Here is a 19,577-nt window from a genome sequence, read left to right on the forward strand (position 1 = left end):
GGGCGCCGCACCGGCCCGCCCGCGAAGTTGCCCGCCCTTGCGGATCGCAATCCGCACCGCCTGCATCGCACGCCGGGGTCGCGACTTCCGTCGCTCCCACGCGGGCATCTTCGTACCAGCGCCGCCGCGTGCATCGCACGATGCGCGTTCGCGTTCGCGTTCGCGGGTGCGGGTGCGGGTGCGGGTGCGGGTGCGGAAGTTAGCGGGCATTGCGCCACCCCGCTAGACTGCCGCGCATGACCGAGTTCATCCCGCCCGGCAGCCGCTTCCATGCGCTGTCCTCGCCGCTGCCGATGAAGCGCGGCGGCACCCTGCACGGCGCGCGCATCGCCTACGAGACCTGGGGCTCGCTCGACGCAGCCCGCGGCAACGCCATCCTGGTCCTCACCGGCCTGTCCCCGGATGCGCACGCGGCTTCCCACCAGGCCGACCCGTCGGCCGGCTGGTGGGAGGCGATGCTCGGTCCCGGCAAGGCGATCGACACCGACCGCTGGTTCGTGGTCTGCGTCAACTCGCTGGGGAGCTGCAAGGGCTCCACCGGCCCGGCATCCCCTCATCCCGACGACGGCCGGCCCTGGCGCCTGCGCTTCCCCGACCTCTCGGTCGAGGACGTGGCCGATACCGCCGCGCAGGTGGTGCGCGCGCTCGGCATCGGGCAGCTGGCCTGCGTGATCGGCAACTCGATGGGAGGCATGAGCGCGCTGGCCTTCCTGCTGCGCCATCCCGGGCTGGCGCGCAACCACGTCAACATCTCCGGCGCCGCGCGGGCACTGCCGTTCTCGATCGCGATCCGCTCGCTGCAGCGCGAGGCGATCCGCCTCGATCCGGACTGGAACGGCGGCGACTACGACGAGGACACCTATCCCGAGAGCGGGATGCGCATGGCCCGCAAGCTCGGCGTGATCACCTACCGCTCGGCGCTGGAATGGGACGGGCGCTTCGGCCGCGTGCGGCTGGACTCGGACCGCCGCGACGACGAGGATCCCTTCGGCCTGGAATTCGAGGTGGAGAGCTATCTCGAAGGGCACGCGCGCCGGTTCGTGCGTCGCTTCGATCCCAACAGCTACCTCTATCTCAGCCGCTCGATGGACTGGTTCGACATCGGCGAGAGCGTGGGCGGCGACACCGACGCGGGCCTGGCGCGCATCCGCGTGGAGAAGGCGCTGGCGATCGGCGTGGAGACCGACATCCTGTTCCCGCTGCAGCAGCAACGGCAGATCGCCGACGGCCTGCGCGCCGGAGGCGCCGATGCCAGCTTCCTGCCGCTGCCCTCGCCGCAGGGGCACGACGCGTTCCTGGTCGACATCGCCCGGTTCGGACCGGCGGTGGCGGAGTTTCTGCAGACGATCTAGCGTCGTGCCCGTAGGAGCGGCCCATGGCCGCGAAGGCCGCGGCAGGCCCCGGCCGGATCGGCGGCGATTCCGGGCGTTGCAGACCGCGTCGGCTTTCGCGTGCATGGCACGCTCCTATGACGGCGCCACCCCTGCCGTAGACACGAAATCCACGCCGCGGGCGTCAGCCCGCCTGCCGCTGCCGCACCGCCTCGAACAGCACCACGCCGGTGGCGACCGAGACGTTGAGGCTTTCGAAGCCGCCGGGCATCGGGATCGAGGCCAGCCCGTCGCAGTGTTCGCGGGTGAGCCTGCGCAGGCCCTCGGCCTCGCCGCCCAGCACCAGCGCGACGTTGCCGCGCAGGTCCAGGCCGTACACCGAATCGCCCGCGTCGCCGGCCAGCCCGTAGAGCCACACCCCGAGCTTCTGCAGCTCGCGCAGCGCCCGCGCCAGGTTGCTGGCGCGGATGATCGGCACGATGTCGGCGGCCCCCGCCGAGGTCTTGCGCACGGTGGCGTTGACCTGCACCGACTTGTCCTTGGGGATGATCACCGCGGTCACACCGGCGGCCGCGGCGCTGCGCAGGCAGGCGCCGAGGTTGTGCGGGTCCTGCACGCCGTCGAGCACCAGGACGAGCGCGCGCCCTCCGGCGGCCTCTACCAGCCCCGGCAGCTCGTGTTCGTCCCAGGTCCGCGCCGCCGCGTAGCGCGCTGCGACGCCCTGGTGACGCAGGCCGCCGGCGACGCCGTCCAGCGCCTGCTGGGCGACGCGGCGCACGTCGATGTCCTTGCGCCGCGCCTCGACCTCGATCGCCGCGAGCCGCGGGTTCCTGCCGCCCGCCTCCAGCAGCACTTCGCGTACGTTCTCGGCGTCGTGCTCGACGGCGGCGGAGACGGCATTGATGCCGGCGATCCAGTGGTTGTCCTTGCTCATGGCGTCGGCTCCGGGCGGGGTGCATATTGTAGGAGCGTGCCATGCACGCGAAAGCCGGCGCGATTGCCGGTACCTAGAATCGCCGCCCGACTGGACGGGACTTCCCTCGGCCTTCGCGGCCATGGGCCGCTCCTACAGGGGAGCCGACGCTGCCGCCCTCGTAGGAGCGTGCCATGCACGCGAAGGCCGGCGCGGCCGGCCAGACCTGGAATCGCCGCCAACCGGCTGGAGGCTCCCGCGGCCTCGCGGCCATGGGCCGCTCCCACGGGGGTCAATACTTCTGCTTGCTGCGCTTGGCCGGCTTGCCGCGCTGTGCCTGCGCTTCCGGCGCCTGCGCGCCTTCCTCCACCAGGCCGAAGTCGATCTTGCGCTCCTCCAGGCTGGCCTTGAGCACGCGCACCGTGACACGGTCGCCGAGCCGGAACTCGCGGCCGCGGCGCTGCCCGGTCAATGTCTTGCGCACCGGGTCGAAGTGATAAAAGTCCTGCGGCAGCTGGGTGACGTGGATCAGGCCGTTGACCTTGGACTGGTCCAGCTCGACGAACAGGCCGAAGCTGGTCACGCCGCTGATCACGCCGTCGAACTCGCCGCCCACGTGCTGCTCCATCCACGCCGCCCGGTAGCGCTCGTCGACCTCGCGCTGGGCTTCGTCGGCGCGGCGCCCGCGCTCCGAACTCTGCAGCGACAGCGCCGCCATCTCGCGGTTGCCGTACTGGAACGCCGAGACCGGCTTGCCGGCGAGCATGTGCTTGATCGCGCGATGCACCAGCAGATCCGGATAACGCCGGATCGGCGAGGTGAAATGGGCATAGGCCTCCAGCGCCAGGCCGAAATGGCCGATGTTGTCCGGCGCGTACACCGCCAGGCTCTGGCTGCGCAGCAGCACCGACTCGATCAGCGGACCGTCCGGGCGCTCGCGCACCTTGGCCAGCAGATTGGTGAAGTCCTTCGGCCGCACCCGGCCCCACGGCGGCATGCGCAGCTGGAACTCCTTGAGGAACTCCAGCAGGTCCGCGTACTTGGACTCCGGCGGCTTGTCGTGGATCCGGTACGGGGCGGGCACTTCGGCCTCGAGCAGGAACTTGGCCGCCTCGACGTTGGCGGCGATCATGCACTCCTCGATCAGCTTGTGGGCGTCGTTGCGCGCCAGCATCCCCGCCTGCACCACCTCGCCGCGGTTGTCGAGCACGAAGCGGACCTCGGAGGTCTCGAACTCGATCGCGCCGCGCCGCGTCCTGGCCTTGGCCAGCAGCTGGTAGAGCTGATGCAGCCGGCGCAGCTGCGGCATCAGCGCGCCGACCTGCTCCTGCGCCTCCGGATCCTCCTCGCCCACCGCCTGCCACACCTGGGTGTAGGTCAGCCGCGCGTGCGAATGCATCACCGCCTCATAGAACTGCGAATCGCGCACGGTGCCGTCGCGGCCCACGTGCATGTCGCAGACGAAGCACAGCCGGTCCACCTGCGGGCGCAGCGAGCAGATGCCGTTGGACAGCGTCTCGGGGAGCATCGGCACCACGAAACCGGGGAAATACACGCTGGTCGCGCGCAGTTGCGCCTCGTCGTCGAGCGGGCTGCCCGGGCGCACGTAGTGCGAGACGTCGGCGATCGCCACCAGCAGGCGGAAGCCGTCGCGGGTGGGCTCGCACCAGACCGCGTCGTCGAAGTCCTTGGCGTCCTCGCCGTCGATGGTGACCAGCGGCAGCTTGCGCAGGTCGACGCGGCCCTTCGCCTCGGCGGCGCCGACCTGCAGCGGCACCGCGGTGGCCTCGTCCAGCGCGGCCTGCGGGAACTCGTGCGGCAGGTCGTGGCCATGGATTGCGGCCTCCACCACCAGCGATGGCGTCAGCGCATCGCCGAGCACCGCGAGGATGCGGCCGATCGGCGGCCGCCGCGTATCCGCGGCCTGGACGATCTCGCACACCACCAGCTGGCCGTGCTGCGCCTCCAGGCGCGCGTCGACCGGGATCTGCACGTTGCGCTGGATGCGGCGGTCGTCGGGTACCACGAAACTGATCCCGGATTCGATGGTGAAGCGACCGATCAGCCGGTTCAGGCGGCGCTCCAGCACCTCGACGATCACCCCCTCGCGGCGGCCGCGGCGGTCGACTCCCGACACGCTGGCCATCACCCGGTCGCCGTGCATCGCCTTGCGCATCTCGTAAGGCGGCAGGAACAGGTCGTCGCCGGCGCCGCTGTCCGGGCGCAGGAAGCCGAAACCGTCCGGGTTGGCGATCACCGTGCCGGCGATCAGGTCCAGCTGCGACGCCGGCGCATAGCCGCCGCGGCGGTTCTGCAGCAGCTGGCCATCGCGCACCATCGCGCCCAGGCGCTTGGCCAGGGCGTCGAAGCGGTCCGGTTCGGTCAGGCCCAACTGCTCGGACAGCTCGTGCGCCGACTGGGGGCCCTCGGCCTCGGCCAGCAGTTGCAGGATCGCCTCACGGCTCGCGATCGGGTTGGCGTAGCGGTTGGCTTCGCGGTCGGCATGGGGATCGGCCGGTGTCCGGCCGCCACCGCCCCTGCGGCGTCCTTCGGGCGCGGCGCCGCCGCTGGCGGAGGCCGTCTCCGGCATCCAGGGCGGTGGCTTCGCGCCGCGCCCGGCGCGGCCGCCGCCGGCCTTGGCCTGTCCAGGGGGGGCGTCCTGCGGGGACGACTGCTTGCCGCGGCGGCTGCCGCGCTTTCCGGGTGTTTTCGCCATTGCCGGGATGGTACACGCGGCGCCGCCGCAGTGGCGTGATCCGACCGTCCGGGCGGGGGTCCGTCGGAACGTTGACAACCCCGCCCCTGCACCGCAACATACGCGCCCTCGACCCGCCCAGGTGGCGGAATTGGTAGACGCACTAGCTTCAGGTGCTAGCGGGGGCAACTCCGTGGAGGTTCGAGTCCTCTCCTGGGCACCATGGGTCGAGCGATGCAGTCCGGGCTCCATGCCGGGCGCCAGGGAACCCCGCAGAACGCGGGGTTTTTTTGTGCCTGCGCGCCGGCGGCGGAAATCGGGGTGCTGGCGGTCCCGCGGCCGCGCAGCGGCACGCGCCCGCGTGACGCACCGTTGACGGGCGCGCAGGCATAAGCGGCCGATGAAGGTGCCGCTGCTCCCGTCGCTGCTTCTTGCCGTGCTGCTGCCCGCCCTCGCCGAGTGCGACCGCTATCCGCGCGATGCGGCCGGCAGCACCGAGCGCGCGGATCGCGCGGCGATTCGCGTTGGACTCAGCCACGAGCCGCCGTTCGTGGTGGTGCCGGCCGACGGCGGCGCGCCCTCGGGGGCCGAGGTCGAGATGCTCGCGGAACTGGCGCGCGGTCGCGGGACCCGCATCGAGTGGGTGGTCGGCGGCCACGACGCGCTGATGCGCGAGCTCAAGGAGTTCCGGCTGCACGCGGTCGCCGGCGGCCACCTGCGCAGATCGCCCTGGAAGCCCGAGGTCGGCTGGTCGCGCGAGTATCACCTGCGCCCCGCCGCGTCGGGGCCGCTCCACGCGCGCCGGCTGGCCCTTCCGCCCGGGGAGAATGCATGGCAGCTCGCGGTCGACGGCTTCCTGCATTCCCGCCAGGCGCGCGCGGCCATGGCGAGTGGCCGATGAGCGGCGCGGAGGCAGTCAAGCTGCGCGACATGCGCGGCCTGCCCGCAGCGCAGCGCGCGGCGCTGGCGCACGCGCGCCGTCTGTGCTGGTGGTCGCTGCTGTGGATGAGCCTGGTCTCGGCGATGATGTACTCGGTGATGGGCGGTTCGCAGGCGATGAAGACCGCCTTCGTCGAGGACCTGCTGAGCCTGCTGCCGCCGCTCGCCTTCCTGATCGCCTCGCGCTTCCAGGCGCGGCCCGCCGACGAGGAGTACGTCAACGGCCGCACCCGCGCGTTCGATATCAATTTCCTGATCGCCGGCGCGGCGCTCGCCGGGTTCGGGCTGTTGCTGCTCTGGGACGGCCTGCACACCCTGCTCACCGCGACCCATCCGGTGATCGGCACCGTGCTGATCGGCGACGCCGTGGTCTGGAAGGGCTGGCTGATGATCGGTGCGCTGCTGCTGTCGGCGATCCCGCCGGCCATCCTCGGCCGCCGCAAGCTGAAACTGTCGCGCAAGCTGTCGCTCAAGCCACTGCACGCCGACGCCGACATGGGCAAGGCCGACTGGAGTACCGCCCTCGCCGGCGTGGCCGGAATCGTCGGGATCGGCTTCGGACTCTGGTGGGCGGACGCGGCCGCGGCGGTGTTCATCTCCGCAAGCGTGCTGCACGATGGCCTGACCAACCTGAAAGGCGCGATACGCGACATGCACGATGCGCGTCCGCAGCGCATCGATCGCAGCGATCCGGATCCCCTGGTCGGGAAGGTGCACGATGCGGTATGCGGCCTCGAGTGGGTGGAAACCTGCCGGGTGCGCTTCCACGAGGAGGGCTTTCGGCTGTCGGGCGTGGTGTTCGTGCAGGCGCGCGACGGCGTGACCACCCCCGGGCGGCTCCGGCAGGCGCACGAGGCCGCACGCGCAGCGCACTGGCGCATCGACGAGATCATCGTCACGCTGCTGGGCGAAGAGCCCGAGGACGGCGAGGGCGATCAGGCCGCGACCTGAGGCGGGGCTCAGCGCCTGGCGAGCTCCGGTGCATTCGGTTCGCGCTGCAGGAACTCCTGCACGATGCCTTCGTGGTTCGCGCGCAACCACTCGGCCATCGCCAGTTCCTGCTGCAGGATGCGGTTGCAGACCTCGGCGATGTCGCTCTCGCCGGCGGCCTCGGCGGCGATCACCAGCGCGCGGTAGGTGGCCACCTCGAGGTATTCGAAGGCATATCCGGCGCCGATGCCCTTGACCACCTCGTCGCTCATCAGCGCGGTCCCGAGGGCCTGCATCGAGCCGATTGCGGTAGCCGCCATGCCCTGTGCGGCCGGCACCGCCCCGCCCAGCCGCTCGATGCAGCCCCTGACCTCGTCGGCCTGCTGCCGCGTCTCGGCCGCGTGCCCGAGAACCCGGTTGCGCAGGCTGGTGTAGTGCTCCAGGCGCTTGCCCAGCGCACTCATCATCGTTTCCGACTGCTGTTCCATCGCATAGGCGTCCTGCAGCCATTTCAGCAGGCGTTCGCGGGTGGATGTCGACATCGCAAGGCTCCTCCTGATCCCGGCCCGCGGTGTGCGGGGCGCGGGGCACGATGATGGCGCCCGCGGCGCCAAGCCGGCGTGAGGCCGGACCGCGGCCCTTTCCGCCATCGCCATGAGGCGATCGTGCACGGGCAGCGATCGGCCGGCGCCCCCCGATTCCCCTCCGCCGTACGGTCGGCAACTACAATGACGCCGTCGTTCCGTCCGGCCGGCGCCCTGCCGCCGCCCCTACTCCCCTCGCGATCCCGCATGGACCAGACCCTCGCGGCCGAACCGTTGCCGCAGCCGTCCGCCACGCGCGCAGCCGTGCTGCACCGCCTCGACGCGCTGGCCGCGCCGGTACGCGGTCGCCTGCGCGCGGCCGGCGCGTGCGCGGTGCTGGCCGGCTGGCTGCTGGTGGCGCAGGCCGCGCTGATCGCGCTGGCGGTGCAGCGGGTGCTGGTCGAAGGCCATGCGCCCGCCACGCTGTGGCCGGCGCTGGCCGCCCTGGCCGGTATCGGCCTGGCGCGCGCGCTGCTGGGCTGGGCCTCGCGCGAACTGGCCGACGGCGCCGCCACGCGCATCCGCACGCGGCTGCGCGGCACGCTGCCGCGGCGCCTGTTCGCCGCCGGGGTGCCGTGGCTGCGGCGCCAGCGCAGCGGCAGCCTGAGCGAGCTCACCGGCACCCACACCGACGCGCTGGAGGGCTACTTCGCCGGCTACGTGCCGGCGCGCGCCGAGGTGCTGGCGGTCCCGCCGCTGATGCTGGCCGCGGCGTTTTCGGTGGACTTCGTGGTCGGCCTGGTGCTGCTGCTGACCATGCCGCTGATCCCGTTCTTCATGATGCTGGTGGGCTGGGGCGCGGAGGCCGCCAGCCGTCGCCAGCTGCGCGCCCTGGCGCGCATGGGCGGCCACTTCGCCGACCGCCTGCGCGGGCTCGGGCTGATCCGTCTGTACGGGCGCGGCACTGCCGAACTGGAAGGGATCCGCGAGGCCGCCGAGGGCCTGCGCACACGCACCCTCAAGGTGCTGCGGCTGGCGTTCCTGTCTTCGGCGGTGCTGGAGTTCTTCGCATCGGTCAGCGTGGCGGTGATCGCGCTCTACCTCGGCCTCACCTATCTCGACATGATCGACCTGCGCGGTGCGCCGCTCACGCTCGGCACCGGACTGTTCTGCCTGCTGCTGGCGCCCGAGTTCTACGCGCCGATGCGGCGGCTGGCGGCGCATTACCACGACCGCGCCGGCGCGCTCGCGGCGCTGGAGGAGATCGAATCCGCACTGGGCACGAAGGCCTTTGCGCCCGCACCGTCGCCCTTGCGAGGCGAGGGAGCGGACGCGGCCGCAGCGGATGCCGAATCTCGCGTTCCGTCCCGGTCGCGACACGGTCGCCAGGCGGGCCGGGAGAGCCGCGACGACCAGGCGGGCAACGGGGAGCGGCTTGCCGCGTCTCCCGCGGCCACCCTCCTGCGGGACGGCGATCGCTCCGCGCCGGCCGTGATCCTCCGCGGCGTGGCGCTGCGCCATGCCGGCAGCGATTGCGATGCCATTGCCGGATTCGATCTCGAGATCGCCCCGGGCGAATCGGTCGCCCTCACCGGTCCCAGCGGCTGCGGCAAGAGCACCTTGCTGGAGGCGCTCGCCGGCTGGCTGCCGCCTGCGGCGGGCACGGTGCGCGTCGAACCGGCGGCACGGATCGGCTACGCGCCGCAGCGCCCGTTCCTGTTCCACGGCAGCATCGCCGACAACCTGCGCCTGGCCAAGCCGGATGCCACCGACGCGGAACTGCAGGCCGCCGCCGAAGCGGCGCAGGTGATGCGCTTCGCCGCGCGCCTGCCCGACGGCCTGGACACGATGATCGGCGAACGCGGCTTCGGCCTGTCCGGCGGCGAAGCGCGACGCGTGGCGCTGGCGCGCGTGTACCTGCGCGACGCTGGGCTGCTGCTGCTCGACGAGCCGACCGCCTTCCTCGATCCAGAAACGGAGGCGGCGCTGCTCGATGCCCTGCATGAGCACGCACGCGGCCGCACCCTCGTCTTCGCCACCCACAGCGGCGCGGCGCCGCGCATCGCCGACCGCGTGCTGCCGATGACCACCGCTGCTGAGCCTCCACGATGAGCGCGAGACCGCCGGACACGCTCGCCGGGGTGTTCCGCCGCCACGCCCTGCTGATGGCGCTGGCGGTGCTGCTGCTGCTCGCTACGCTGGCCGCCGGCACCGGACTGCTGGCGCTGTCCGGGCACTTCCTCACCGCGGCGGCGCTGGCCGGCGGGCTGGCGGCGGGATTCAACTTCTTCGCCCCGTCGGCGGGGATCCGCGCATTGACGTTCGCGCGCATCGTCTCGCGCTATGCCGAGAAGCTGTTCGGCCACGACGTCACCCTGCGCCTGGCGCGCGACCTGCGGCTGTGGTTCTTCGCCCGAATGCTGCCGCTGGCGCCGCTCGGGCTCGGCCGCGAGCGTGTCGGTGACCTGCTGGCGCGCCTGGTCGCCGACATCGACCTGGCCGACGGCGTGCTGGTGCGCGCGCTCGGACCGTTGCTGGCGCTGGCGGCGATGGCGCTGCTGGTGGTCGCGGCGAGCGCCGCGGTGCTGCCGGCCGCCGGCCTGTGGATGGCGCTGGTGCTGACGTTGCTGGGCGCGGGGGTGCCGCTGGTGGCGACGCTGGGCGCACGCACCGCCGAACGCCGGCGCGCGGAGGCTCGCGCAGCGCTGCGCCGGCAGGTGCAGGAAGCGCTGGAAGGCGCCGCCGACCTGGTGGCGCTGGACGCGGTGGAAGCCCGCGCCAGGGCGATCGACGGCCGGTCCGAGACGCTGGCCGGCGGCGAGCGGCAGCTGCAGCGGCGGCTCTCGGCCGCTACCCTGCTGCACGCCGTGGTGGTCGCGATCGCCCTGCCGGGGCTGCTCGGCCTGCTGCTGTTCGCCCATCACGATGCGCGGATCGACGCCCCGACCGCGGCAGCGCTGCTGTTCGCGGGCATCGCGATGTTCGAAGCCGCCGCCGGCATCGGCCTGGCCTGGCAGTCGCTGCGTGCCGCGCTGGCTTCGCTCATGCGCCTGCGCGACATCGCCTGCCGCGCGCCTGCGGTGATCGACCCCGCGGCACCGAGCGTACTTCCGGCCAGTGGCGAACTGCGGCTGCAGGATGTCGCATTCGCCTGGGGCGGCGACGCGCCGCGACGGGTGCTAGACGGTATCGATCTGATACTCGCCCCCGGCCGGCGCATCGCCATCGCCGGCGACAGCGGCGCCGGCAAGTCCTCGCTGCTGGCGCTGCTGCTGCGGCTGCGCGACCCGGACACCGGCACCCTGCACTTCGGCGGCGTCGACCTGCGCGAATGCACCCAGGCGGACTGGCACCGGCGCATCGCCTGGCTGCCGCAGGACGCACCGGTCTTCGCCGGCAGCGTGCGCATGAACCTGCGGATGGGCGATCCGGGCGCCGACGACGCGCGCCTCTGGCAAGCGCTGCGGCAGGTACGGCTGGACGACGCCGTGCGCGCCCTCCCCCGCGGCCTGGATGCCTGGATCGGCGAGAGCGGCAGCAGCCTGTCCGGCGGCCAGGCGCGGCGTCTGGCGCTGGCGCGCGCGCTCCTGCGCGACGCCGCCATTCTGCTCCTGGACGAGCCGACCGGCGGCCTGGACGTCGACACCGCGAACGCGCTGATGCAAGACCTCGCGTCGGCCTGCGAAGGGCGCAGCGTGGTGGTGATCAGCCACGACACCCTGCCCGCGGGCGTGGTACACGTCCGCTACCGCCTGCACGACGGCCGCCTCCACGGCCCCATGTAGGGCGCCGGCACCGGGCGGCCGCCCGTAGGAGCGCGCCATGCGCGCGAAGGACGGCGCGGGCGGATGCGCCGGGGATCACCGCCGTCCCGGCCGGAGCCTCCCGCGGCTTTCGCGGCCATGGCCGCTCCTACGGGACGCTACCGCTCCGGCCATCGGCGCGCGTGGACCGCGTCGACTTGCGCGGCCACGCCGCGCGGCGGTCTACGCCGGCGAGCCCGCCAGCGCCCGCAACCGCGCAGGCTGCAGCAGGGTGATCAGGCGCGGCGCGTCGAACTCGATCATGCCGTCCTGCTTCAGGCGGGTGAAGCTGCGGCTCACCGTTTCGATGGTCAGGCCGAGGTGGTCGGCGATGTCGTTGCGGGTCATCGGCAGGTCGACACGATCGGCCGAAGCGCCGAGGCGCTGCTGACGCATCGCCATGTCGAGCAGGAAACCCGCCAGGCGCTCCACCGGCGTCAGCCGCGCCAGCGTCATCAGGCTCGACCGCGTGGCGTCGAGCTCCGCGCAGGCCTGCCGCAGCATGCCCGCTTCCAGCTCCGGATGGCGCCGGCACAGCTGCTGCATGTCCTGCAGCGCGAACACGCACAGCGTGCAATCGGTGATCGCCTCGAACGTGTGGCGATAGTGCGAAGCGCCGCTGAAACCGATGAAGTCCCCGGCCATCAGGAACCCGGCCACCAGCCGGCGCCCGTCCGGCAGCAGCCGCACCCGCCGCAGCATGCCGCGGGTGATGGTGTAGACGTCGCGACGCACTGCGCCTTCGCGCGCCAGGGTGGCGCCGGCCTGCACCCGCAGTTCGCCCGCGGCCGCCTCCAGTTCCACGGTGTCGGCCGGCGGCAGGGCCGCGCACACCGCCAGGCTGCGGGTCAGGCAGCCTTCGCAACCCGCATGCGGCTGGCGGCGGCCCGGGCTGCCGGTCGGGCGCGACGGGGCCTCGGCTTGGAGGAGGGACGAACGGGAGGTCATCGGTGGATCCACGCGGTTGCACGCATCATACCGCCGGGACCATGAAGCGCCGGAGAAGCAAGCGGCGGCGGCCCCGACGTACGGGGCGCGTGGCCGGGTGCGCGCGCCGGCCCGGGCCCTGCGACCGGGACCCGGTAGAATCGGCGCCCCCACGCCGCAGTCCCGCCACATGACCGAGACCGTCCGCCCCACCTTCCACGGCTTCGAGCAGATCCCCCTGCGCGAGTACGCCGAGCGCGCCTACCTCGACTACTCGATGTACGTGGTGCTGGACCGCGCCCTGCCATTCATCGGCGACGGCCTCAAGCCGGTGCAGCGGCGCATCATCTACGCGATGAGCGAGCTGGGGCTGAACGCCGCGGCCAAGCCGAAGAAGTCGGCGCGCACCATCGGCGACGTGATCGGCAAGTACCACCCGCACGGCGACTCGGCCTGCTACGAGGCGATGGTGCTGATGGCGCAGCCGTTCTCCTACCGCTATCCGCTGGTCGACGGCCAGGGCAACTTCGGCTCCAGCGAAGACCCCAAGTCGTTTGCGGCGATGCGCTACACCGAGTCGCGCCTGACCCCGATCGCCGAGGTACTGCTCGGTGAACTGGCGCACGGCACCGTGGACTGGACCGCCAACTTCGACGGCACCCTGGAGGAGCCGAGCTGGATGCCGGCACGGCTGCCGCACCTGCTGCTCAACGGCACCACCGGCATCGCCGTGGGCATGGCCACCGACGTGCCGCCGCACAACCTCAACGAGGTGGTCAGCGCCTGCATCCACCTGCTGGACGATCCGAAGGCCGGGGTGCGCGAGCTCTGCGAGCACGTGCGCGGCCCCGACTACCCGACCAGCGCCGAGATCATCACTCCCGCCGCCGACCTGCTGGCGCTGTACGAGACCGGGCACGGCGCGATCCGCGCGCGCGCCACCTGGAAGCGGGAACAGCAGAACATCGTGATCACGGCGCTGCCGCACCAGGTCTCGCCGAGCAAGGTGATCGAGCAGGTCGCCGCGCAGATGCGCGCCAAGAAGCTGCCCTGGCTGGAGGACATCCGCGACGAGTCCGACCACGCCAACCCGGTGCGGGTGGTGCTGGTGCCGCGCTCCAGCCGCGTGGACGCCGAGCAGCTGATGGGGCACCTGTTCGCCACCACCGACCTGGAGAAGAGCTACCGCGCCAACTTCAACGTGATCGGCCTGGACGGCCGGCCGCAGGTCAAGAATCTAAAGACGCTGCTGGCCGAGTGGCTGCAGTTCCGCACCGACACCGTGACCCGGCGCCTGCAGCACCGGCTCGACAAGGTCGAGCGGCGCCTGCACCTGCTGGAAGGCCTGCTGACCGCGTTCCTCAACCTCGACGAGGTGATCCGCATCATCCGCAGCGAGGACGAACCGCGGCCGGTGCTGCAGAAGCGCTTCGATCTGAGCGACGAGCAGGTCGACTACATCCTCGAGACCCGCCTGCGCCAGCTGGCACGGCTGGAGGAAATGAAGATCCGCGGCGAGCAGGACGAGCTGGACAAGGAGCGCGACCGCCTCATCGCCACCCTCGGCAGCAAGGCCAAGCTGAAGAAGCTGATCCGCGACGAGCTGCTGGCCGACGCGAAGAAGTACGGCGACGCGCGCCGCTCGCCGCTGGTCGAGCGCGGCGCCGCGCAGGCGCTGGCCGAGACCGAGCTGGTGCCGAGCGAGCCGGTCACCGTGGTGCTCAGCGACAAGGGCTGGGTGCGCGCGGCCAAGGGCCACGATGTCGACGCCGCGGCGCTGTCCTACCGCGAGGGCGACCGCCTGCGCGCGGCGATGCGCGGCCGCAGCACCCAGGCGGTGGCATTCCTCGATTCGGCCGGACGCAGCTATTCGACCGTCGCCCACAGCCTGCCCTCGGCGCGCGGCAACGGCGAGCCGCTGACCGGCCGGTTCTCGCCGGCGCCGGGCGTCTCGTTCCAGGCGCTGGCGACCGGCGAGCCGGACACGCGCTTCGTGCTGGCCTCGTCGCACGGCTACGGCTTCGTCACCCGCTTCGAGAACCTGGTCGGCCGGCAGAAGGCGGGCAAGGCCATGCTCACCCTGTCGCCCGGCGCGCAGGTGGTGCAGCCTGCCGCGGTGACCGATCTGGAGACCGATCGCATCGTCGCGGTCACCAGCGCCGGGCACCTGCTGGCGTTCCCGGTGTCGGAACTCCCGGAACTGGACCGCGGCAAGGGCAACAAGATCATCGAGATCCCGAAGGCCAAGCGCGGCACCGAGCGGGTGGTGGCGGTGGCGGCGGTGCCGCCGGGCGGCACCCTGCAGGTCAGGTCCGGCGCGCGCACCATGAGCCTGGCGTTTCGCGATCTGGAGAACTACCTCGGCGCCCGCGCCAGCCGCGGCGGCCTGCTGCCGCGCGGCTGGCAGAAGGTCGACGGCCTTTCCGTCGAATAGGAGGCCGACGCATGCACCCCGAATTCTGGCACCAGCGCTGGCAGGAAGGCCGCATCGGCTTCCATCAGGAGCGCATCACTCCGCTGCTCGAACGCCATTGGGACGGCGTCGGCGCAGCGCCCGGCAGCCGCGTGTTCGTGCCGCTGGCGGGCAAGTCGCTCGACATGGCCTGGCTGGCGGCGCGCGGCCATCGGGTGCTCGGCGTGGAACTGTCGCGCCTGGCCGTCGAAGGGTTCTTCGAGGAGCACGGCCTCGTCCCCGAACGCCGCGAGTCGCGCTACGGTATCCACTACGGCGCCGGCGACATCGAGCTGATCTGCGGCGACGCCTTCGGCCTGGACGCCGACCTGCTCGCCGGCTGCGAAGCGGTCTTCGACCGCGCCGCGCTGATCGCCCTGCCCGAGGACCTGCGCAGGCCCTACCTGGGCGAGCTCTACGCCCGCCTTCCCGCGGGCTGCCGCGGTCTGCTGGTCACGCTCGAATACCCACCGCACGAAAAGGAAGGTCCACCGTTCCCTGTGGCCGAGGCCGAGGTGCGTGCCGGGCTGGAACGCGACTGGCGGGTGGACGTGCTGGAACGCCGCGACATCCTCGACCGCGAGCCACGGTTCGCGGAGGAAGGCGTCACCGCCCTGGCCACGGTGGCGTACGCCCTGCAGCGGCTCCCTGCGCCCGAGGGCTGATCCGGGCTGCCGGTCCTCCCGGCCTTCCCGCCTACAATCGGGGTTTCGCCCGGGGAACCGCTCGATGCTCCGCTGGCTCAAGCGCCTGACGCTGCTGCTCGTCCTGCTGCTCGCGATCGCGCTGCTCGCCGCCTGGTGGCTGCTGCGCGGCAGCCTGCCGGTGCTCGACGGCGAAGCCGGCCTTGCCGGCCTGTCGGCACCGGTGGTCATCGGCCGCGACGCGCTCGGCACCGTGACCATCGACGCCGCCAGCGAAACCGACGCGCTGCGCGCCCTGGGGTACGTGCACGCACAGGAGCGCTACTTCGAGATGGACCTGATGCGCCGTACCGCCGCCGGCGAACTGTCGGCGCTGTTCGGCCCGATCGCCCTGGACACCGACCGCCGGCGCCGCGTGCACCGCATGCGCGCGCGCGTGGAAGCGGACCTTGCCGGCGTCGCCGGCGAGCGCATGCCGCAGCTGCGGGCCTACGCCGACGGCGTCAACGCCGGCCGCGAGGCGCTGCGCGTGCGCCCCTGGCCCTACCTGTTGCTGCGCCGGCCGCCGGAGCCCTGGAGCCCCGCCGACTCCGCGCTCACCGGCTTCGCCATGTACTTCGACCTGCAGGACGCGGATAACAAGCGCGAACTCGCCCTGCTGCGGATGCGCCCGCACCTGCCGCCGGCGCTGTACGCCCTCGTCGCCCACGACGGCAGCCGCTGGGACGCCCCGCTCGCCGGCGAACCACGCGGGGACGCGTCCCTCCCCGGCCCCGACGAGGTAGACCTCCGCACCCTCCCGAAGCCGGGGTCCATTGCCGCAACCTCCCGGCATTCACCTGCCGTCTCCCTGCCATCCCTCCTCGACGCGCCCATACGTCCCGCCGCCGCCGACCTCCTCCCCGGCAGCAACAGCTTCGCCGTCGCCGGCACCCTCGCCGCCGACGGTCGCGCCATCGTCGCCAACGACATGCACCTGGGCCTGCGCGCCCCCGGCATCTGGTTCCGCGCACGGCTGCGCTATCCGGATCCGCGTGCACCGGGCGGCAGGGTCGACATCACCGGCTTCACCCTGCCGGGCCTGCCGGCCGTGGTGGTGGGCAGCAACACCCACGTCGCCTGGGGCTTCACCAACAGCTACGTCGACACCCTCGACTGGCGCCGGGTGCGCCCGTGCGCGGCCGGAGATGGCGCCGCGCGGCCGGGGCCCTGCGAGCGCATCGTCCGTCGCGAGGAAGCCATTGCCGTCGCGGGCTCGGATCCGGTCGCGATGACGGTGGAGGAAGCCGCCTGGGGCCCGATCCTGCACCACGAACCCGACGGCACCGCACTGGCCCTGCGCTGGACCGCGCACCAGCCGGGCGCGCTCAATCTGGGGCTGCTGGACATGGCCCGCGCCGCCGATCTCGACGACGCCCTCGCTGCCGCCGACCGCACCGCCATCCCCACCCAGAACCTGCTGGTCGGCGACCGCGCCGGCCGCATCGCCTGGCGGCTGCTCGGACCCGTCGCACGGCGCGACGAGGCCTGCGATTCCGCTTCCGCTTCCGCGACCTGCGCGCCCTGGCCCATCTCCACCGCCGCCAGCCCGCTGCTCGCCTCGCCCACCGCCGACCGCCTGTGGACCGCCAACAACCGCGTCGTCGGCGGGGAGTCGCTGCGGCGCGTGGGCGACGGCGGCTACGCCCTGGGCATCCGCGCCCACCAGATACGCGAAGGCCTGATGGCCGCCGACCGCTTCGCCGAGCGTGACCTGTTCGCCATCCAGCTCGACGACCGCGCCGTGCTGTTGGGCGAATGGTGGCAACTCATGCGCAGCGCTGCGCTCGAGCGCGGCGAGACGCCCGCCTTGCGCGAACTGGCGGATGCCGCGACGCGCTGGGAGGGCCGCGCCAGCATCGATTCGGTGGGCTACCGCGTCGTCCGCGCCTGGCGCCTGGCCGTGCACGAACGCATCGCCGCCGGACTGACCGCTCCCGCCCGCGCAGCCCTGGGCGAGGACTTCGAGCTGCCCGCGTTCAACCAACTGGAGGGCGTCGCCCGGCCACTGCTACAGCAGCGACCGGAACATCTGCTGCCGCGGGACTACGACAGCTGGACCGCCCTGCTGGAAGACGCCGCCGCCGAGGTCCGCGACGAACTGAAAGCCATCGGTCCGCTCGCAGAGCGGACCTGGGGCGAACGCAACACCGCCGCCATCTGCCACCCGCTTGCAGGCGCCCTCCCGCTGTTCGGCAGGCGCCTGCTCTGCATGCCGCCCGACCCGCTGCCCGGCGATGGCACCACCCCGCGCGTCCAGAGTCCCGGCTTCGGCGCCTCGGAGCGGATGGTGGTCGCTCCCGGCCGCGAGGCCCGGGCCATCGCGCAGATGGCCGGTGGCCAGAGCGGACACCCGCTGTCGCCGTTCTGGGGCGCGGGGCACGCGGACTGGGTGAAAGGCACCCCCACGCCGTTCCTGCCGGGCGAAGCGGCGCATACGTTGCGCCTGGCTCCGCCCCGGGACTAGGCGCATGCCTGCAGGGGCGTGCCATGCACGCGAAAGCCGGCGCCGGCACCGACGCCCGGGGTCGCCGCCGACCCGACCGCAGCTCCCGCGACCTTCGCGGCCATGGGCCGCGGCTGCAGACGCGGCCGCCCGGCCGGTCACCCCGCCGCGTTGTGCACCCCCGCGATCGCCCGGCCGGACGGATCGGCCGCCGCGGCGAATGCCGCGTCCCAGGCGATGGCCGCCGGCGAGGAGCAAGCGATCGACTTGCCCCCGGGGACGGTCTGCGCCGCCGCGGGAGCGGGGAAGCACTGCTCGAACAGACTGCGGTACCAGTAGGCCTCCTTGGTCTGCGGCGGGTTGACCGGGTAGCGCCGCTCCGCCGCGGCGAGCTCGCGGTCGCTCACCTGGCTTTCGGCGTGGGCCTTGAGGCCGTCGATCCAGCCGTAGCCCACGCCGTCGCTGAACTGCTCCTTCTGCCGCCACAGGATCGACTCCGGGAGGTAGCCCTCGAACGCCTCGCGTAGTACCGCCTTCTCGATGCGGCGGCTGCCGCGGGCGCCGACCATCTTGTGCGTGGCATCCATGCGCATCGCCACGTCGAGGAACTCTCGATCCAGGAACGGCACCCGCGGCTCCACGCCCCAGGCCATCATCGACTTGTTGGCGCGCAGGCAGTCGTAGTTGTGCAGTGCGTCGAGCTTGCGCACCAGCTCCTCGTGGAACTGGCGCGCGTCGGGCGCCTTGTGGAAATAGAGGTAGCCGCCGAAGATCTCGTCGCTGCCCTCGCCCGAGAGCACCATCTTGACCCCCATCGCCTTGATCCGCCGCGCCAGCAGGTACATCGGGGTGGACGCGCGAATGGTGGTGACGTCGTAGGTCTCGATATGGCGGATCACCTCGGGCACCGCGTCCAGGCCTTCGTCGAAGGTGTACTCGAAACCGTGGTGCACGGTGCCGATGGCCTCGGCGGCGATCTCGGCGGCGGCCAGGTCGGGCGAGCCCTGCAGGCCGATCGCGAACGAGTGCAGGCGCGGCCACCAGGCTTCGCTGCGGTCGTCGTCCTCCACGCGCCGGCGCGCGTAGCGCGCGGCGACTGCGGCCACCAGCGAGGAGTCCAGCCCGCCCGAGAGCAGCACGCCGTAGGGCACGTCGCTCATCAGTTGGCGGTGCACCGCGCGCTCGAAGGCCTCGCGCAGTTCTTCGCGATCGACGGGCGTGTCCGCCACCCCGTCGTAGTCGCGCCAGCCCGGCGCGTAGTAGCGCCGCAGAGCGGAGCTTGCTCCACTGCCGTCCACAAGCGCGCTGTCGTAGTAGTGCCCAGGCGGGAACTGCGCGACGTCGGCGCAGCTGTCGGCCAGCGCCTTCATTTCCGAGGCCACGCGCAGGCGGCCCTCACGGTCGTGGCCCCAATACAGCGGGCACACGCCGATCGGATCGCGGGCGATCAGCACCCGGCCGCGTTCGCGGTCCCACAGGGCGAAGGCGAAGATGCCGTTGAGGCGGTCGAGGAACCCCGCCGGGGAGGCGCCGCCGGCGGCGGTTTCGCGGTACAGCGCGCTGATCACCTCGCAGTCCGAGCCGGTGGTGAAATCGTAGAGCGCCGCCAGCGCCTCCTGCAGTTCGCGGTGGTTGTAGATCTCGCCGTTCACCGCCAGCGCCAGGCCGCCGTCGCGCGAGCGGATCGGCTGCGCGCCACCGGCCGGGTCGACGATGGCCAGGCGCTCGTGTACCAGCAGCGCGCTCTCGTCGAGGTAGACCCCGCTCCAGTCGGGGCCGCGGTGGCGCTGGCGCTGCGAGGCTTCGAGCGCCTGCCGCCGCAGGGCTGCGGCATCGTCACCCGGCTGCAGGCCGAAGATTCCAAGGATCGAGCACATCTGCATTGACTCCATTGCTGCGGGGAGGGGAACGGCAGCCGCGTCCGGGAGAGGACG

At 72.5% G+C, this 19,577-nt stretch carries 14 protein-coding genes and 1 tRNA gene; 9 read left to right on the plus strand and 6 right to left on the minus strand.

Annotated features, from left to right (window positions below; genetic code table 11):
• On the minus strand, positions 1–210 hold a 210-nt coding region (locus tag H0E84_RS20265), incomplete at its 3' end, for a hypothetical protein (RefSeq protein ID WP_219339843.1).
• Between the two features lie 26 nt (positions 211–236).
• On the opposite strand from H0E84_RS20265, the gene metX reads away from it, so the two are divergent.
• On the plus strand, positions 237–1,352 hold the full coding sequence (gene metX, locus H0E84_RS19020; RefSeq protein ID WP_180680232.1) for a homoserine O-acetyltransferase MetX: 1,116 nt from the start codon (positions 237–239) through the stop codon (positions 1,350–1,352).
• Positions 1,353–1,515: 163 nt separating this feature from the next.
• Here the strand turns inward: metX and rlmB are convergent, their stop codons facing one another.
• Both rlmB and rnr read right to left on the minus strand, forming a co-directional pair.
• Positions 1,516–2,265, minus strand: coding sequence for a 23S rRNA (guanosine(2251)-2'-O)-methyltransferase RlmB (gene rlmB, locus H0E84_RS19025; RefSeq protein ID WP_180680233.1), 750 nt, complete (start codon positions 2,263–2,265; stop codon positions 1,516–1,518).
• Between the two features lie 271 nt (positions 2,266–2,536).
• A complete protein-coding gene (gene rnr, locus H0E84_RS19030; RefSeq protein WP_180680234.1) occupies positions 2,537–4,960 on the minus strand; it encodes a ribonuclease R in 2,424 nt (807 codons plus the stop codon).
• A 115-nt stretch (positions 4,961–5,075) separates the two neighbouring features.
• Between rnr and H0E84_RS19035 the strand changes: the two genes are divergently transcribed.
• From H0E84_RS19035 to H0E84_RS19045, 3 genes are all read left to right on the plus strand, one after another.
• Positions 5,076–5,162, plus strand: a tRNA-Leu gene (locus H0E84_RS19035).
• 177 nt (positions 5,163–5,339) lie between these two features.
• Positions 5,340–5,840, plus strand: coding sequence for a type 2 periplasmic-binding domain-containing protein (locus H0E84_RS19040; RefSeq protein ID WP_180680235.1), 501 nt, complete (start codon positions 5,340–5,342; stop codon positions 5,838–5,840).
• Positions 5,837–6,829 carry a cation efflux transmembrane domain-containing protein gene (locus tag H0E84_RS19045; protein WP_257644311.1) on the plus strand — a complete coding sequence of 331 codons (993 nt, stop codon included), beginning with the start codon at positions 5,837–5,839 and terminating at the stop codon, positions 6,827–6,829. The genes H0E84_RS19040 and H0E84_RS19045 overlap by 4 nt, the downstream gene beginning before the upstream one ends.
• An 8-nt stretch (positions 6,830–6,837) precedes the next feature.
• On the opposite strand, the gene H0E84_RS19050 is transcribed toward H0E84_RS19045, so the two are convergent.
• Positions 6,838–7,350: a ferritin-like domain-containing protein gene (locus H0E84_RS19050; protein ID WP_180680236.1), complete on the minus strand. Its 513-nt coding sequence runs from the start codon at positions 7,348–7,350 to the stop codon at positions 6,838–6,840.
• Between the two features lie 249 nt (positions 7,351–7,599).
• On the opposite strand from H0E84_RS19050, the gene cydD reads away from it, so the two are divergent.
• The gene (gene cydD, locus H0E84_RS19055; protein ID WP_257644312.1) at positions 7,600–9,444 is read left to right on the plus strand and encodes a thiol reductant ABC exporter subunit CydD; all 1,845 of its coding nucleotides are present in this window, start codon (positions 7,600–7,602) and stop codon (positions 9,442–9,444) included.
• Positions 9,441–11,117 carry a thiol reductant ABC exporter subunit CydC gene (gene cydC, locus H0E84_RS19060; protein ID WP_180680238.1) on the plus strand — a complete coding sequence of 559 codons (1,677 nt, stop codon included), beginning with the start codon at positions 9,441–9,443 and terminating at the stop codon, positions 11,115–11,117. Before cydD ends, cydC begins: the two co-directional genes overlap by 4 nt.
• Positions 11,118–11,318: 201 nt before the next feature.
• Here the strand turns inward: cydC and H0E84_RS19065 are convergent, their stop codons facing one another.
• Complete coding sequence (locus tag H0E84_RS19065; protein ID WP_180680239.1) at positions 11,319–12,083, minus strand: Crp/Fnr family transcriptional regulator; 765 nt, start codon at positions 12,081–12,083, stop codon at positions 11,319–11,321.
• A 169-nt stretch (positions 12,084–12,252) separates the two neighbouring features.
• Between H0E84_RS19065 and parC the strand changes: the two genes are divergently transcribed.
• The 3 genes from parC to H0E84_RS19080 all read left to right on the plus strand — a co-directional run bounded on the left by parC (position 12,253) and on the right by H0E84_RS19080 (position 17,664).
• A complete protein-coding gene (gene parC / locus H0E84_RS19070; protein ID WP_180680240.1) occupies positions 12,253–14,496 on the plus strand; it encodes a DNA topoisomerase IV subunit A in 2,244 nt (747 codons plus the stop codon).
• Between the two features lie 11 nt (positions 14,497–14,507).
• Positions 14,508–15,179 (plus strand): thiopurine S-methyltransferase, encoded by a 672-nt coding sequence (locus H0E84_RS19075; protein ID WP_180680241.1) that lies wholly within the window; start codon positions 14,508–14,510, stop codon positions 15,177–15,179.
• A gap of 64 nt (positions 15,180–15,243) precedes the next feature.
• Positions 15,244–17,664: a penicillin acylase family protein gene (locus H0E84_RS19080; protein ID WP_180680242.1), complete on the plus strand. Its 2,421-nt coding sequence runs from the start codon at positions 15,244–15,246 to the stop codon at positions 17,662–17,664.
• Positions 17,665–17,801: 137 nt separating this feature from the next.
• Here H0E84_RS19080 and asnB read toward each other — a convergent pair whose 3' ends face one another.
• Entirely contained in the window at positions 17,802–19,520 is a 1,719-nt protein-coding gene (gene asnB, locus H0E84_RS19085) for an asparagine synthase B (protein ID WP_180680243.1), read from the minus strand.
• Positions 19,521–19,577: the final 57 nt, after the last annotated feature.

The sequence above is a fragment of the Luteimonas salinisoli genome, from assembly GCF_013425525.1.
GTDB lineage: Bacteria > Pseudomonadota > Gammaproteobacteria > Xanthomonadales > Xanthomonadaceae > Luteimonas > Luteimonas salinisoli.